A 14,373-nucleotide genomic window follows, 5' to 3' on the forward strand; every position below is an offset into this window, starting at 1 on the left:
TTTTGTTTATTTTTTCTTCGGAAGCATTATGAGCGCAATTTCCCTGATCCAGCCGGATCGTGACCTCTTCTCCTGGCCCCAGTACTGGGCGGCCTGCTTTGGACCGGCGCCATTCCTGCCGATGTCCCGGGAAGAGATGGACCAACTGGGCTGGGACAGCTGCGACATCATTCTGGTCACGGGTGATGCCTACGTTGACCATCCGAGCTTCGGCATGGCCATCTGTGGCCGTATGCTTGAGGCGCAGGGCTTCCGCGTGGGGATCATCTCCCAGCCTGACTGGAACAGCAAAGACGACTTTATGCGTCTGGGTAAACCGAACCTGTTCTTCGGCGTGACCGCAGGCAACATGGATTCGATGATCAACCGCTACACCGCCGACCGTAAGCTGCGCCGTGACGATGCCTACACGCCGGATAACGTGGCGGGCAAACGCCCCGACCGCGCAACCCTGGTCTATACCCAGCGCTGTAAAGAAGCCTGGAAAGACGTGCCGGTGATCCTGGGCGGCATCGAGGCGAGCCTGCGCCGCACCGCCCACTACGACTACTGGTCAGATACCGTACGCCGCTCGGTGCTGGTGGATTCCAAAGCCGATATGCTGATTTACGGTAACGGCGAGCGTCCGCTGGTGGAAGTGGCGCACCGTCTGTCGCAGGGTGAGCCGGTGAGCAGCATCCGCGACGTGCGCAATACCGCCATTATGGTGAAAGAGGCGCTGCCGGGCTGGAGCGGGGTGGATTCCCGCATCATTGATATGCCGGGCAAAATCGACCCGATCCCGCACCCGTACGGCGAAGATCTGCCGTGTGCCGATAACAAGCCGGTAGAGCCAAAGAAAGCGGAAGCGAAGGCTATCGTCGTGCAGCCTCCGCGCCCGAAGCCGTGGGAAAAGACCTACGTGCTGCTGCCCTCCTATGAGAAGGTGAAAGCCGACAAGGTGCTCTACGCGCACGCGTCCCGTATTTTGCACCATGAAACCAACCCTGGCTGCGCCCGCGCGTTGATGCAGAAGCACGGCGAGCGCTTTATCTGGATCAACCCGCCGGCGATCCCGCTTTCCACCGAAGAGATGGACAGCGTTTTTGCGCTGCCGTACAAGCGCGTGCCGCACCCGGCGTACGGCAACGCCCGTATCCCGGCGTATGAGATGATCCGCTTCTCGATCAACATCATGCGCGGCTGCTTCGGCGGCTGTTCCTTCTGCTCTATTACCGAGCACGAAGGGCGCATTATTCAGAGCCGCTCTGAAGATTCGATCATCAATGAGATCGAAGCGATTCGCGACTCGGTACCTGGATTTACCGGCGTGATTTCCGACCTCGGCGGTCCAACCGCGAACATGTACATGCTGCGCTGCAAGTCGCCGCGCGCAGAGCAAACCTGTCGTCGCCTCTCCTGCGTCTATCCAAGCATTTGCGAGCACATGGACACTAACCATGAGCCGACGATTAACCTCTACCGACGCGCGCGTGACCTGAAAGGCATCAAGAAGATCCTCATCGCGTCCGGGGTACGTTATGACATCGCTGTGGAAGATCCGCGCTACATCAAAGAGCTGGCGACGCACCACGTCGGCGGCTATCTGAAGATTGCGCCGGAGCATACCGAAGAAGGTCCGCTGTCGAAGATGATGAAGCCGGGCATGGGTAGCTACGATCGCTTTAAAGAGCTGTTCGACACCTACTCGAAGCAGGCGGGCAAAGAGCAGTATCTGATCCCGTACTTCATCTCTGCGCACCCGGGCACGCGTGATGAGGACATGGTGAACCTGGCGCTGTGGCTGAAGCAGCGCCGCTTCCGCCTGGATCAGGTGCAGAACTTCTATCCGTCACCGCTCGCCAACTCGACGACCATGTATTACACCGGCAAGAACCCGCTGAGTAAGATTGGCTACAAGAGTGAAGAGGTGGTGGTGCCGAAAGGGGATAAACAGCGTCGTCTGCACAAGGCGCTGCTGCGTTACCACGATCCGAAAAACTGGCCGCTGATCCGCCAGGCGCTGGAAGAGATGGGTAAAAAACACCTGATCGGCTCGCGCCGCGACTGTCTGGTACCGGCCCCGACGCTGGATGAGATGCGCGAAGCTCGTCGCCAGAACCGCAATACTCGCCCGGCGCTGACCAAGCACACGCCGATTGTGCATCAGCGTTCGAATGGTAATTCGAGTGTTAAGAAGCCCGTGAAGCGCAAAGCGTAAATAAAAAACCCCGGCAAGCCGGGGTTTTTATGTAGAAACGCAGGCCGGGTAAGGCGAAGCCGCCACCCGGCTTTTTTACGCAATTACCCGCCAAACTGATCCGGGTCCGGCCCAAGCCGCTTGCCCTTATCCAGCTTCGCAATTTCCCCCAGCTCATCTTTGTCCAGACGGAAATCCCAGACGTCGAAGTTCTCGGCGATGCGCGATGGCGTGACCGATTTCGGGATCACCACCAGGCCGTTGTCCAGATGCCAGCGAATGACGATCTGCGCCGGGGTTTTGCCGTATTTATCCGCCAGGTCGCGAATAATTTTCTGATCGAACACGCCTTCGCTACCCTGTGCCAGCGGGCTCCAGGACTCGGTCTGGATTTTATGCGTGGCGTTCCAGGCGTGAAGCTGACGCTGCTGCAGCAGCGGGTGCAGTTCGATCTGGTTAATGACAGGCGCGACGCCCGTCTCGTCAATCAGCCGCTGCAGGTGATGAACCTGGAAGTTGCAGACGCCGATACTTTTCACCAGCCCCTCTTTCTGCAGTTCAATCATTCCTTTCCAGGCATCAACGTAATGGTCGATAGCCGGGACCGGCCAGTGCATCAGATAAAGATCGACGAAGTCGAGCTGGAGCTTCTCCAGGCTCTCCTGCAGGGCCTCGCGGGGACGCTTTTGATCGTCATTCCACAGTTTCGTGGTGATGAATAACTCATCGCGGGGGACACCGGCGCTGGCCAGTGCGGTCCCCACGCCGTCCTCGTTTTTGTACGCGGCGGCGGTGTCAATCGACCGATAGCCGACTTCCAGGGCTTTATGAATGGCGGAGACGACCTCGTCGTTACCGGCTTTCCATACACCTAGCCCCAGCTGGGGCATCACGTTGCCGTCCTGCAGCTTGATTACGGTTTGGTTTGCCATTTTTCCTCCTTCAGGTGCGCATCGCCGGAGGGAGACTCCGGCGATGGGGTGTGCATTAAGTCTGGACGAAATGTCAAAAAACGAAAGTCGGGGGGACAAAAACGCTTAGCGTGCCGCCTCGTAAATACGACGGCTTACGTCCAGCGTGATGTCGCCGTGCTCGCCCAGATGGGTCATGCCGTGCTCTTCGAGTTTCGCCAGCAGGGCAGGGATGGAGCTGCCGTCCAGCCCGTAGCCGGACAGACGCGTCGGCACGCCCAGACCTTCAAAGAAGCTGCGGGTCGCTTCGATGGCGGCATCAATGCGCGCGTCGTCAGAACCCTCGGTGATGTTCCACACGCGCTCAGCGTACTGCAGCAGTTTGGCGCGTTTGGTATCACGTTTTTCATTCCACAGCGCAGGCAGCACAACGGCCAGCGTCTGAGCATGATCCAGACCGTGCATCGCCGTCAGCTCGTGGCCCAGCATGTGGGTCGCCCAGTCCTGCGGCACGCCAGCGCCGATCAGGCCATTCAGCGCCTGTGTGGCGGCCCACATCACGTTGGCACGAACGTCGTAGTTTTCAGGCTCTTTCAGCGCTTTCGGACCTTCTTCAATCAGCGTCAGAAGAATGCCTTCCGCGAAGCGATCCTGAATTTTGGCATTCACCGGGTACGTGACGTACTGCTCAACGGTATGAACAAAGGCATCGACCACGCCGTTCGCCACCTGACGCGCAGGCAGGGTGTAGGTGTAAACCGGGTCCAGGATAGCGAACACAGGCTGAACGTGTTCGTTCATGAAGGCCTGCTTGTCACCGGTGGTTTTACGGGAGATCACCGCGCCCTTGTTGGATTCAGAACCGGTGGCTGGCAGGGTCAGCACGGAGCCCATCGGGATGGCGCTTTTAATGTCGCTGCCGCGGGTTTCCAGAATGTGCCACGGATCGATGCCGTCAGCGTAGTGCGCTGCCGCAGCGATGAATTTGGTGCCGTCCAGTACGGAGCCGCCGCCGACGGCCAGCAGGAAGGTGACGTTTTCTTCGCGGGCGATTTTCACCGCGTTCATCAGCGTTTCGTAAGACGGGTTTGGTTCGATACCGCCGAACTCACGCACGTCCAGACCGTCCAGCGCGCTATAAACCTGATCCAGTACGCCGGTTTTTTTCACGCTGCCGCCACCGTAGGTGATCAGTACGCGGGCGTCAGCAGGGATCTGCGCGCGCAGGTCAGCGATAGCGTCTTTACCAAACAGAATGCGGGTTGGGGTGTGAAGATTAAAGTTGTTCATTGCTCGTTCCCTTTAGTGGGTGAAAAACCGTGGTGCGCAGAGGGCGACCTGATGCTGCACATTGTGGCCGTCCGGGGCTATCCCCTCAATGCACATTCCTGCCGATGTCTTGCCCATTTCTACAAAGCGCTGGAGAAAGCGCGGAAAACGACGCACACTGTTAGCGTCGAAAACCGTACCCGGAGTAAAGCAAGATGAACCGTGAGGCTATCTGCCAGCAGCTCACTGTCAAGATTAAGAGATTGATAGATAATGATAATCGTGCCAGCGATCTGCTGCCGGATATTCGCCTGCTCTATGGCACGCAGCCGGGGACGCGCACGCCGGTCATGTACCAGCCGGGCATCGTTTTTCTCTTTTCAGGCCATAAAATTGGCTATATCAACGAGCGCGTGTTCCGCTACGACACCAATGAATATCTTCTCCTGACGGTACCTTTACCCTTTGAATGTGAAACCTTCGCGACAGAGGCGGTTCCGCTGGCGGGGATCCGCGTCAATGTCGACATCCTCCAGCTGCAGGAGCTGCTGATGGAGATTGGCGAAGATGAACTCTTCCAGCCTTCGATGGCCTCGAGCGGGATTAACTCGGCGACGCTGTCTGAAGAGATCCTCTGCGCCATTGAGCGTCTGCTGGACGTGATGGAGAGGCCGCTGGACGCGCGTATTCTGGGCAAGCAGATCGTCCGCGAAATTCTGTACCACGTGCTGCTGGGCCCGGGCGGCGGCGCGTTACTCGCTCTGGTGAGCCGACAGACCCACTTCAGCCTGATAAGCCGCGTGCTCAAGCGTATCGAAAGCCAGTACACGGAAAACCTCAGCGTCGACCAGTTGGCGGCGGAAGCCAATATGAGCGTCTCGGCGTTTCACCATAACTTTAAGTCGGTGACCAGCACCTCTCCGCTGCAGTACCTCAAAACCTACCGGCTGCATAAGGCGCGGATGCTGATGATCCACGACGGCATGAAGGCCAGCGCGGCGGCGATGCGGGTGGGCTATGAAAGTGCGTCGCAGTTCAGTCGGGAGTTTAAGCGCTATTTCGGCGTCACGCCGGGAGAGGATGCGTCACGTATCAGAACGATGCAGGGAGCCTGAGGGGAAACACAGGCCGGGTAAGCGACAGCGCCATCCGGCTTTGTTGAATTATGCGCTGCAGTACTTCTTCTTAATCACCACCGCGATGGTTCCCACCAGACCCGCCACCAGCAGGAACATCGGCAGCACCATCAGGAAGGTCATCACCTGATCTTCGTGGTGTTTCACGAAGGGGATCATATTCAGCGCATAGCCAAGCGTGGTGACTACACCCACCCACAGCAGGGCGCTCAGCCAGTTGAAGAACTGGAAGCGGCGGTTCGACAGACCGGAAATGCCCGCCATCGTCGGCAGAAGGGTGCGAACAAACGCCAGGAAACGCCCCGCCAGCAATGCCAGCAGGCCGTGGCGATCGAACATGCAGGTCGCACGCTGATGATATTTATGCGGTAACTGCGCCAGCCAGCCTTTTACGACGCGGGTATTCCCGAGCCAGCGGCCCTGAAGATAGCTCAGCCAGCAGCCCAGGCTGGCTGCGGAGGTGAGAATAACCATCGTTGGCGTGAAGTCCATGACGCCTTTCCCGATTAACGCCCCGGCAAGTAAAAGCAGGCTATCACCGGGTAAAAACGAGGCTGGCAGTAATCCATTTTCCAGAAACAGAGTTGCGAACATCACGAAATAGACGATACCGACGACGTGAGGATCCGCCAGCGCGGCAAAATCGTGGTGCCAGAGCGCCGCGATAATATCTTGAATAACAGCCATGGACTTTCCTGTGGAACAGCAGATATAGCGCTATTGTACTCCCTTATTCGCCCGTCGGGTTTGATCCCGGGCGCAACTCATGCAGACTTTTCTCATTGCCGTGTCCACAAAAGCGTCCAGAGAGTACATTTTCAGCCAGCACTCTACACGATACGCTCGAACCCTGCTGCTAAATCGGCAATCAGATCGTCAACATTTTCTAAACCGATATGCAGTCGTATCAGGGTACCGCTGAAGTCTACTTCACCCCCGGGGCGAAGGGCCGCGATCTGTTCCGGCTGGTTAGCCAGGATCAGGGATTCAAAACCGCCCCAGGAGTAGGCCATGCTGAAAAGGGTAAAATTATCCAGATAGCTCGCCAGCTCGTCGTTATTCAGCCGCTTTTTCAGTACGAATGAGAACAACCCGCTGCTGCCCGTAAAGTCACGTTGCCAGAACTCATGGCCTTTACTACCCGGTAATGCGGGATGATTCACGCGCTCAACCAGCGTATGCTGCGCCAGCCATTCGGCGACCTTCAGGCTGCTTTCATGGTGCTGACGCAGACGAACGCCCAGCGTGCGGATACCGCGGCTGGTCATGTAGGCCGTGTCGGCATCCACCATCTGGCCCATCAGGTAGGCATTTTCACGCAGCTGATCCCAGCAGCGCGCGTTGGAGACCGCAGTACCAATCATACCGTCAGAGTGGCCTATCAGGTATTTCGTTGCCGCCTGAATCGAAATATCAATGTCGAATTCCAGCGCTTTGAACAGCACGCCTGCAGCCCAGGTGTTGTCGATCATAACGATCGCCTCTGGCGCTTTGTTGCGTACGGCCTTCACGATAGCCGGCACGTCGTGAACTTCCATGGTGAGCGACCCCGGAGATTCCAGGAACACAATGCGCGTGTTTGGCTGAATAAGTTCGGCAATGCCTTCACCAATCAGCGGGTCGAACCAGCCGGTCGTTACCCCGAGCTTGCTGAGGATTTTGGTGCAGAAGTCCTGGCTGGGTTCATAGGCGGTGTTGGTCATCAGGATATGGTCGCCCTGTTCCACAAACGCCAGAATGGTGTTGGCGACCGCCGCCGCCCCGCACGGGAATAGCGCACAGCCCGCGCCGCCTTCCAGCTCGCACATCGCTTCCTGCAGAGAAAAATGGGTTAGCGTGCCGCGACGGCCATAAAACAGCCCGCCTTTTGCGCGGTTACGCGTGGCGATTTTTTTCTCCTCAACGGTGTCAAACACCAGCGAGGAGGCTCGTTGAATCACACTGTTGACCGATCCCTGAGTATATTTTTTGCTGCGTCCTGCCTGTACCAGCGTGGTATCAAGATGCTTCTTTGTCATGTTCGCTAACCCTGTTTTTATACGTCTGGACGTCCAGACTACCACGATTGGAAAAAACTGCACCCCGAGGCTTATCGAATAAGCAGAAAATATTAGCAAAAAACCGCATAAGAAATTTTTACTGCGTAAGCGCAAGGAAAGTGAGCGAAAATTACGGCACCATGCAAATACTAATGAGAACTACTATCAATTCGACGACGTTTTGATATTATTACGCTCAGATTTTGTGATTTGCGTCCTGGAGATACAGAGTGGGTAATAATTTGATGCAGACGGATCTCTCCGTTTGGGGCATGTATCAGCATGCTGACATCGTGGTTAAGATTGTGATGATCGGCCTGATTCTGGCGTCCGTTATCACCTGGGCTATCTTCTTCAGCAAAAGTACCGAGTTGCTTTCGCAGAAGCGTCGCCTGAAGCGGGAACAGCAGCAGCTGGCTGAAGCCCGCTCTCTGGATCAGGCTTCAGATATGACATCATCTTTCCACGCGAAAAGCCTGACCACCCTGCTCGTGAATGAAGCGCAGAACGAGCTGGAACTCTCCGCTGGCAGTGAAGATAACGAAGGTATCAAAGAGCGTACCGGTTTCCGCCTGGAGCGTCGCGTTGCGGCCGTTGGCCGACACATGGGGCGCGGCAATGGTTATCTGGCTACCATCGGCGCGATCTCACCGTTCATCGGTCTTTTCGGCACGGTCTGGGGCATCATGAACAGCTTTATCGGTATCGCGCAGACCCAAACTACCAACCTGGCGGTCGTGGCGCCGGGTATCGCAGAAGCGCTGCTGGCGACTGCAATCGGTCTGGTTGCCGCTATCCCGGCGGTGGTCATCTACAATATCTTCGCGCGTATGATTGGCAGCTATAAAGCGACTCTCGGAGACGTTGCCGCGCAGGTTCTGCTGCTGCAAAGTCGCGATCTCGATCTGAATGCCAGCTCGGTTAAGCCGGTGCATGCGGCGTCTAAACTGCGCGCAGGTTAATAGTATGGCGATGCGTCTAAACGAAAATCTGGACGATAACGGCGAAATGCATGAAATCAACGTGACGCCGTTTATCGACGTCATGCTGGTTCTGCTGATTATCTTCATGGTAGCTGCACCGCTGGCGACGGTGGATGTGAAGGTGAATCTGCCGGCATCTTCCAGCCAGCCCCAGCCGCGCCCGGAGAAGCCTATTTACCTGTCGGTGAAAGCGGATAAATCCATGTTCCTCGGGAACGACCCGGTGACGGCCGACTCAGTCATCCCGGCGCTGGAGCAGCTTACGGGCGGAAAGAAAGACACTACGGTCTTCTTCCGTGCGGATAAAACCGTTGATTATGAAACCATGATGAAGGTAATGGACACGCTGCATCAGGCGGGTTACCTGAAGATTGGACTGGTCGGCGAAGAAAAGGCGGCCTCGAAGTGATAAAGAAGCTGGCGAAAGCCGGCTTTTTTTATGCCTGTCGGTTTATGCGCTTTTGTTATTCGTTGGTGCGGCAGAAGGGGTTGCCAACGCGTCCTCATCAAGCGCAACGCAGGTGACGTTTGAGGTACGGTACTCACCGTCTGACAGCTTGCGCGTCAGACGCAGGGTGGCGATTTCTCTGGCGAGCAGATACTGATAATTGGCCTCGAGGCGCCCCAGAAGCTTCTCTTTAAGCTCTGGCCGCTGTTCAATGATGGCATTCATCACGGCACCGTAAATTTCTTCTTTGACCTGCAGCGGATAAATTTCACGGCGATTCTGCCATTTAAGCCGAACCAGCGTCGCCGGGATCGATACCAGGTCTTGTGTAATGCGCGTCATCTCGTCATTTTTTGTGTTTCGTAGCGCGTCGAGATTTTGCTTTAAGATAAATTCATCACTTTTTTTATCATCTAAAGTCAAATAAACGTCGTTATTTTTAACTTCTTTCACGTTAATCTTCCCCCAGGCTATAAAAAATTGGGTTGTTTTTTTCGCGCGTAATTAAATTAAGCCAAATTTCATTGCCCGCTTCATTAATTTCTTCGGTTTTCTCGGCTATTATTTGACTTAGTTTCTGGGCATCTATTTCCCCCTCGGCCTGTAGGTCATTCAGCAGGTGGACAAAGGCTTCAATTTTTATAGCGCGAAATAAGCGGTCTTTTATATGACGATCGTGCTCTTCCAGCAACATATTTCGCGATTTGCCAGTTCGGGAAACACCAATTAATATATCGGGCTCGAAATCAGAGAGCTTTCTTTTCCCCTGAGTGAAACTGGCCTCTTTTTCTGCTTCCGTCGGTTGCTGTTCCACAGGCGTAATGTGGTACTTAGCCGGGACGAGATAGTCGGGCAGCATTTTTAATTTCCTTTAATTTCAACAGGGTGGGGTTGGTAAAGGCGTGAGATTCGTTGACAATATCATGAGGCAAATTTAAAATCAAAAAAAATGGAGCCTACCCATGAACAGCATCTTTTTTACGGTCATCACATTACTATTATTGACCGCTGGTGTGCTTTTATTGATGCAGGAGTTCAATAAAACGAAAGTGTCGAAAGACGCCAGTGAGCCCCCACAACCTGAACTGATGACAAAAGAGGAAGGTGAAGACCATTTCTCTGTATTGATGAACTCCGTTACGCCTGTCTGGTACTGGCGGGTGAACCACGAATATATCGACTTTTTACATGCGACAATTAAGCGCATGAAAATGTCGGAAATTAATGACACGCCCGGACTGTTTGAGGCGCAGCGTCGCTGTAGCGATCTGAATTCAGCAGTCTATAAATATTATGACAATATCAAAAAGCGCTGTCTTAACGGAGAAAAGGTATCTTATTCCGATCTGGACGTATTGAATTTGCGGCAGTGTTTTCGCGAGTTCAGTCTGGAAGCCTATCCTGAACTGGTGGCGCTTGTCTGGCCGGAGTACGCACGTCCGGAAGTTAATCCAGACAACGTCTGAGTGACGTACCGTTGAGTTATTGCAAACAGTCAGCGCCGTTGAGATATACTGGGCGCTGGTTTCTTTTGCAAACAGGACTCTATGGAACGCTTTTTTGAAAATGCCATGTACGCCTCTCGCTGGATACTGGCCCCCGTCTATTTTGGCCTTTCGCTGGCGCTTATCGCGCTGACGATTAAGTTCTTTCAGGAAATCCTGCACGTTCTGCCGAATATCTTTTCCATTGCCGAAGCGGATTTGATTCTGGTTCTGCTCTCGCTGGTGGATATGACCCTGGTGGGTGGGCTGCTGGTGATGGTGATGTTCTCCGGCTACGAGAATTTCGTCTCCCAGCTTGATATCGACGAGCGTAAAGAGAAGCTCAGCTGGCTGGGCAAAATGGATGCCTCGTCGCTGAAGAATAAAGTGGCCGCGTCGATTGTGGCGATCTCTTCTATCCACCTGCTACGCGTATTTATGGACGCGAAGAACGTGCCGGATAACAAACTGATGTGGTACGTCATTATCCATCTGACGTTTGTGCTGTCTGCGTTTGTGATGGGGTATCTGGATAAGATCAGTAAGAAGTAAAGTACGCCTTACCCCTCACCCTAACCCTCTCCCCAAAGGGGAGAGGGGACTGCTCGGTGCGGCATTATTTATCAGACGACGCCTGCCACAGATTCAACTCCCCATCCGCAACATGCTGGTCAATCCGCTTGAGTTCGTCCTCCGTAAAGCGCAGGTTTTCCAGCGCCTGTACATTCTCTTCCAGCTGTTCCGGGCGGCTTGCGCCAATCAGCACGGACGTCACGCGCGCATCTTTCAGCAGCCAGCTCAACGCCATCTGCGCCATGGTTTGTCCGCGCGCCTGCGCCATCTCATTCAGCAGGCGAAGGCTGCTCAGGTTGGCGTCGGTGAGCATCTTTTGCGTCAGGCCGCGCACTTTATTCCCTTCGCGCTGCATGCGTGATCCTTCAGGGATACCGTTCAGGTATTTCCCGGTCAGCAGCCCCTGCGCCAGCGGGGTGAAGGCAATACAGCCCGTACCGTTTGCTTCCAGCGCATCCAGCAAGCCGGTCTTATCGACCCAGCGGTTAAGCAGGTTATAGGACGGCTGATGGATCAGCAGGGGGATCTTCCACTCGCGCAGCAGCTCGGCCATTTTTTGTGTGCGATCTGTCGAGTAGGAGGAAATCCCCACATACAGCGCTTTTCCGCTCTGCACGGCATGGGCCAGCGCGGATGCCGTCTCTTCCATCGGGGTGTTTTCATCCACGCGGTGGGAGTAGAAAATATCGACGTACTCGACGCCCAGACGCTTCAGGCTCTGGTCGAGGCTGGCGAGCAGATATTTGCGTGAACCGCCGGAACCGTAAGGCCCAGGCCACATGTCATAACCCGCCTTGGTGGAGATAATCAGTTCGTCGCGGTATGCGGCAAAATCTTCCTGCAGCAGGCGGCCGAAATTTTCTTCCGCGCTACCCGGCGGTGGTCCGTAGTTATTGGCAAGATCGAAATGAGTGATGCCGAGGTCGAAGGCTTTTCGCAGCAGCGCGCGTTGGGCATCAAGAGGCTGGACGTGGCCGAAGCTATGCCACAGTCCCAGCGACAGCGCGGGCAGGCGCAGGCCACTTTTGCCGCAATAACGGTATTGCATATTCTCATAGCGGCCGGGGTAAGGGTGCCAGGACATGATGTCTCCTTTCTTATTGATGAAATTTTCGAAACAACGTTTTCATCCTGAACTTATCACATCACAAATTACATCACTAAGCTCGGGCCTGATGGTTAACAACTGCTGTGTGACCAGTGAAGCCATGCTAATTAAAAATGATCACAAAACGTTATAATTTCCCTCTTTCCTGCCGATAACGAGAGTAGTACTCGCCTCTGGGCGAACTCACCCTCACGGCAAGGAAGACTTATGAATATGCTCCGTAATTTCACGATCCGCTTCGTCATGCTGACGATTCTCGGGATCTTTTGTTTAATGTGGGCGGGTGTTGGCTTGTACAGCACCTGGTCCCTTTCTCGCGTTTCAGATGGCAACGAAGTCGATCGCCAGCTGGTTAAACAGATGACGGTACTCAGCCAGGGTAACGATCAATATTTTCGCTTTGTGACCCGTCTGAGCCGCGCAATGGAAGTCAAAGCCGCAGGCGGCACGCCGGATCTGTCCTCTGCCCAACAGGCGCTGGATAACATGGGCAAGAAACTGGCCGAGATGAAGGCGATCTCCCCAGGCCCGATGGATGAGCAGATCTCTTCCAGGGTGATTGGCACCTGGCAGGCGCTGCTTGAACAGGGCGTAACGCCGCAAATGCAGCAGGCGAAGCAGGGGGCTCTGGAGGGGTATCGCCAGCAGGCCAACAACGTCACGCCGCCGCTGAGCCGCGCGTTTGGTGCGGCCGCTGAGGAGTTCAACAATGCCGCCGCGAGGTCGCTCGACAGCACCCGCGTGGTGGTGGACGGCCTGACAAGCATGACCCGCACGGTGATTATCGTTGCCACGATTATCGGCCTGCTGATCCTGCTCTTCACCGACCGTTACCTGGTGGCGATGCTGGTCAAACCGCTGGATCGAATTCGCCAGCAGTTCCGCCAGATTGCCCAGGGCGATCTCAGCCAGCCTATTGAGCCGTTCGGCCGCAACTGCGTGGGCCAGCTGGTGCCGCTGCTGAGCGCTATGCAGGATAGCCTGCGCGAAGCGGTCAGCACGATCCGCTCCGGCAGTGAAAATATCTGGCGCGGCGCGACGGAAATCTCCAGCGGTAACAACGATCTCTCTTCCCGTACCGAAGAGCAGGCGGCTGCGCTGGAAGAGACGGCAGCCAGCATGGAACAGCTGACCGCCACGGTGAAACTAAATGCGGAAAGCGCGCGTCAGGCCAGCCAGCTGGCCGATGTGGCCTCAACTACCGCCAGCCGCGGCGGTTCGCTGGTGGAAGAGGTGGTGACCACCATGAGCGGTATTTCGGAAAGCTCGAAGAAAATCGCTGAAATCACTAACGTTATCAACAGCATTGCCTTCCAGACCAATATTCTGGCGCTCAATGCGGCGGTTGAAGCAGCGCGCGCGGGTGAACAGGGGCGTGGTTTCGCGGTAGTGGCAGGAGAAGTTCGCAATCTGGCAAGCCGCAGCGCCAACGCGGCAAAAGAGATTGAAGGGCTGATTACCGACTCCGTTTCCCGCGTAGAGCAGGGGGCGCAGCTGGTGAGCGACACCGGCACCACCATGGATGCGATTTTGCGGGACGTAACGGAAGTGACGACCATTATGAAGCAAATTGCCTCGGCCTCAGAGGAGCAGAGTAAGGGCATTTCGCAGGTCGGAATTGCCATTACCCAGATGGACGGCGTTACCCAGCAAAACGCCTCGCTGGTTGAAGAAGTTTCCGCGGCGGCGGCGGCGCTGGAGCGTCAGACCGAAGAGCTTCAGCGCTCGGTGCAAAAGTTCCGCCTGACGGCATAACGCAACGTTTCAAGGCCGCCGGATGCGGCCTTGTATTATTAACGCCTTCCCCATTCAGCTCGCGTTGAAACTGCTATTCTTTTGCTAACCCCCCTGACGTTCTGGGCTCTCTTCTGTGAGGTGTTGCTATGAACAGATCGTTATCTGTCATTCCTGTCCTTTCTTTCATTCTTCTGATGCTGTTCTCGGTTTCTGCCAGTGCGACCCAGCAGGCGCAGGAGCGGCGCGTGGCGCGTGATGTCAGGCAGGAAACCCGCGACGCGTCACGGCAGGTGAAGCAGACCTGCGTGGCGAACAATAACCAGAGTAATCACGACTGCCGCCAGGATAAACGTCAGATGAAACAGGCCGGACGGCAAAAAGCGCGGGATATTAAGTATTAATGTGGTAAGGAAAAATATTAGGAATGAGACACGGACAATAAGCGGAAAGCGTCATCGGGGATGTGATTAATACCGGGCAAACGCAGCGCTGCCCGGCTGTATGTA

15 protein-coding genes are annotated in these 14,373 nt (G+C 55.4%); 8 read left to right on the forward strand and 7 right to left on the reverse strand.

Going from position 1 to position 14,373, the window contains the following annotated elements; translation table 11 throughout:
• Positions 1–28 precede the first annotated feature (28 nt).
• Positions 29–2,200, forward strand: a complete 2,172-nt coding sequence (locus tag AC4IBF_RS03340; RefSeq protein ID WP_491463150.1) for a YgiQ family radical SAM protein — start codon at positions 29–31, stop codon at positions 2,198–2,200.
• Positions 2,201–2,283: 83 nt separating this feature from the next.
• Here AC4IBF_RS03340 and dkgA read toward each other — a convergent pair whose 3' ends face one another.
• A complete protein-coding gene (gene dkgA, locus AC4IBF_RS03345) occupies positions 2,284–3,111 on the reverse strand; it encodes a 2,5-didehydrogluconate reductase DkgA (RefSeq protein ID WP_149367626.1) in 828 nt (275 codons plus the stop codon).
• A 105-nt stretch (positions 3,112–3,216) separates the two neighbouring features.
• Positions 3,217–4,380, reverse strand: coding sequence for an alcohol dehydrogenase (yqhD, locus tag AC4IBF_RS03350; RefSeq protein ID WP_115876280.1), 1,164 nt, complete (start codon positions 4,378–4,380; stop codon positions 3,217–3,219).
• A gap of 194 nt (positions 4,381–4,574) precedes the next feature.
• Here yqhD and AC4IBF_RS03355 point away from each other — a divergent pair, with 194 nt between their 5' ends.
• Complete coding sequence (locus AC4IBF_RS03355; RefSeq protein ID WP_248175044.1) at positions 4,575–5,474, forward strand: AraC family transcriptional regulator; 900 nt, start codon at positions 4,575–4,577, stop codon at positions 5,472–5,474.
• Between the two features lie 48 nt (positions 5,475–5,522).
• Here AC4IBF_RS03355 and yghB read toward each other — a convergent pair whose 3' ends face one another.
• Together yghB and metC are read right to left on the reverse strand one after the other, a co-directional pair.
• Complete coding sequence (yghB, locus tag AC4IBF_RS03360; protein WP_143345549.1) at positions 5,523–6,182, reverse strand: DedA family general envelope maintenance protein YghB; 660 nt, start codon at positions 6,180–6,182, stop codon at positions 5,523–5,525.
• 143 nt (positions 6,183–6,325) lie between these two features.
• Positions 6,326–7,513: a cystathionine beta-lyase gene (metC, locus tag AC4IBF_RS03365; RefSeq protein ID WP_491463151.1), complete on the reverse strand. Its 1,188-nt coding sequence runs from the start codon at positions 7,511–7,513 to the stop codon at positions 6,326–6,328.
• A 251-nt stretch (positions 7,514–7,764) separates the two neighbouring features.
• Here metC and exbB point away from each other — a divergent pair, with 251 nt between their 5' ends.
• Together exbB and exbD are read left to right on the forward strand one after the other, a co-directional pair.
• Positions 7,765–8,496 (forward strand): tol-pal system-associated acyl-CoA thioesterase, encoded by a 732-nt coding sequence (gene exbB / locus AC4IBF_RS03370; RefSeq protein WP_348943138.1) that lies wholly within the window; start codon positions 7,765–7,767, stop codon positions 8,494–8,496.
• 4 nt (positions 8,497–8,500) lie between these two features.
• Positions 8,501–8,926, forward strand: a complete 426-nt coding sequence (gene exbD / locus AC4IBF_RS03375) for a TonB system transport protein ExbD (RefSeq protein WP_023309173.1) — start codon at positions 8,501–8,503, stop codon at positions 8,924–8,926.
• 42 nt (positions 8,927–8,968) lie between these two features.
• Here exbD and AC4IBF_RS03380 read toward each other — a convergent pair whose 3' ends face one another.
• Both AC4IBF_RS03380 and AC4IBF_RS03385 read right to left on the reverse strand, forming a co-directional pair.
• On the reverse strand, positions 8,969–9,418 hold the full coding sequence (locus AC4IBF_RS03380) for a cytoplasmic protein (RefSeq protein WP_115876276.1): 450 nt from the start codon (positions 9,416–9,418) through the stop codon (positions 8,969–8,971).
• 1 nt (position 9,419) lies between these two features.
• Positions 9,420–9,824, reverse strand: a complete 405-nt coding sequence (locus AC4IBF_RS03385) for a hypothetical protein (protein WP_032659974.1) — start codon at positions 9,822–9,824, stop codon at positions 9,420–9,422.
• A 103-nt stretch (positions 9,825–9,927) separates the two neighbouring features.
• On the opposite strand from AC4IBF_RS03385, the gene AC4IBF_RS03390 reads away from it, so the two are divergent.
• Positions 9,928–10,431, forward strand: coding sequence for an ESA_00282 family adhesion-associated protein (locus AC4IBF_RS03390; RefSeq protein WP_111963268.1), 504 nt, complete (start codon positions 9,928–9,930; stop codon positions 10,429–10,431).
• Between the two features lie 81 nt (positions 10,432–10,512).
• Positions 10,513–11,001: a TIGR00645 family protein gene (locus tag AC4IBF_RS03395; RefSeq protein WP_008499805.1), complete on the forward strand. Its 489-nt coding sequence runs from the start codon at positions 10,513–10,515 to the stop codon at positions 10,999–11,001.
• Between the two features lie 64 nt (positions 11,002–11,065).
• On the opposite strand, the gene AC4IBF_RS03400 is transcribed toward AC4IBF_RS03395, so the two are convergent.
• Positions 11,066–12,106, reverse strand: coding sequence for an aldo/keto reductase (locus tag AC4IBF_RS03400; RefSeq protein ID WP_133295141.1), 1,041 nt, complete (start codon positions 12,104–12,106; stop codon positions 11,066–11,068).
• Positions 12,107–12,337: 231 nt separating this feature from the next.
• Between AC4IBF_RS03400 and AC4IBF_RS03405 the strand changes: the two genes are divergently transcribed.
• Positions 12,338–13,885: a methyl-accepting chemotaxis protein gene (locus AC4IBF_RS03405; RefSeq protein WP_348943137.1), complete on the forward strand. Its 1,548-nt coding sequence runs from the start codon at positions 12,338–12,340 to the stop codon at positions 13,883–13,885.
• 128 nt (positions 13,886–14,013) lie between these two features.
• On the forward strand, positions 14,014–14,268 hold the full coding sequence (locus tag AC4IBF_RS03410) for a hypothetical protein (protein WP_133295140.1): 255 nt from the start codon (positions 14,014–14,016) through the stop codon (positions 14,266–14,268).
• Positions 14,269–14,373: the final 105 nt, after the last annotated feature.

It is taken from the genome of Enterobacter sp. Taxon_8, from assembly GCF_058354585.1.

Bases quoted from the DNA above. Each gene is read 5' to 3' on its own strand.
- dkgA (WP_149367626.1), bottom strand. From the start codon at position 3,111: ATGGCAAACCAAACCGTAATCAAGCTGCAGGACGGCAACGTGATGCCC.
- exbD (WP_023309173.1), top strand. From the start codon at position 8,501: ATGGCGATGCGTCTAAACGAAAATCTGGACGATAACGGCGAAATGCAT.
- AC4IBF_RS03355 (WP_248175044.1), top strand. From the start codon at position 4,575: ATGAACCGTGAGGCTATCTGCCAGCAGCTCACTGTCAAGATTAAGAGA.
- AC4IBF_RS03390 (WP_111963268.1), top strand. From the start codon at position 9,928: ATGAACAGCATCTTTTTTACGGTCATCACATTACTATTATTGACCGCT.
- AC4IBF_RS03400 (WP_133295141.1), bottom strand. From the start codon at position 12,106: ATGTCCTGGCACCCTTACCCCGGCCGCTATGAGAATATGCAATACCGT.
- AC4IBF_RS03340 (WP_491463150.1), top strand. From the start codon at position 29: ATGAGCGCAATTTCCCTGATCCAGCCGGATCGTGACCTCTTCTCCTGG.
- yqhD (WP_115876280.1), bottom strand. From the start codon at position 4,380: ATGAACAACTTTAATCTTCACACCCCAACCCGCATTCTGTTTGGTAAA.
- AC4IBF_RS03405 (WP_348943137.1), top strand. From the start codon at position 12,338: ATGAATATGCTCCGTAATTTCACGATCCGCTTCGTCATGCTGACGATT.
- AC4IBF_RS03410 (WP_133295140.1), top strand. From the start codon at position 14,014: ATGAACAGATCGTTATCTGTCATTCCTGTCCTTTCTTTCATTCTTCTG.
- yghB (WP_143345549.1), bottom strand. From the start codon at position 6,182: ATGGCTGTTATTCAAGATATTATCGCGGCGCTCTGGCACCACGATTTT.
- AC4IBF_RS03385 (WP_032659974.1), bottom strand. From the start codon at position 9,824: ATGCTGCCCGACTATCTCGTCCCGGCTAAGTACCACATTACGCCTGTG.
- metC (WP_491463151.1), bottom strand. From the start codon at position 7,513: ATGACAAAGAAGCATCTTGATACCACGCTGGTACAGGCAGGACGCAGC.
- AC4IBF_RS03395 (WP_008499805.1), top strand. From the start codon at position 10,513: ATGGAACGCTTTTTTGAAAATGCCATGTACGCCTCTCGCTGGATACTG.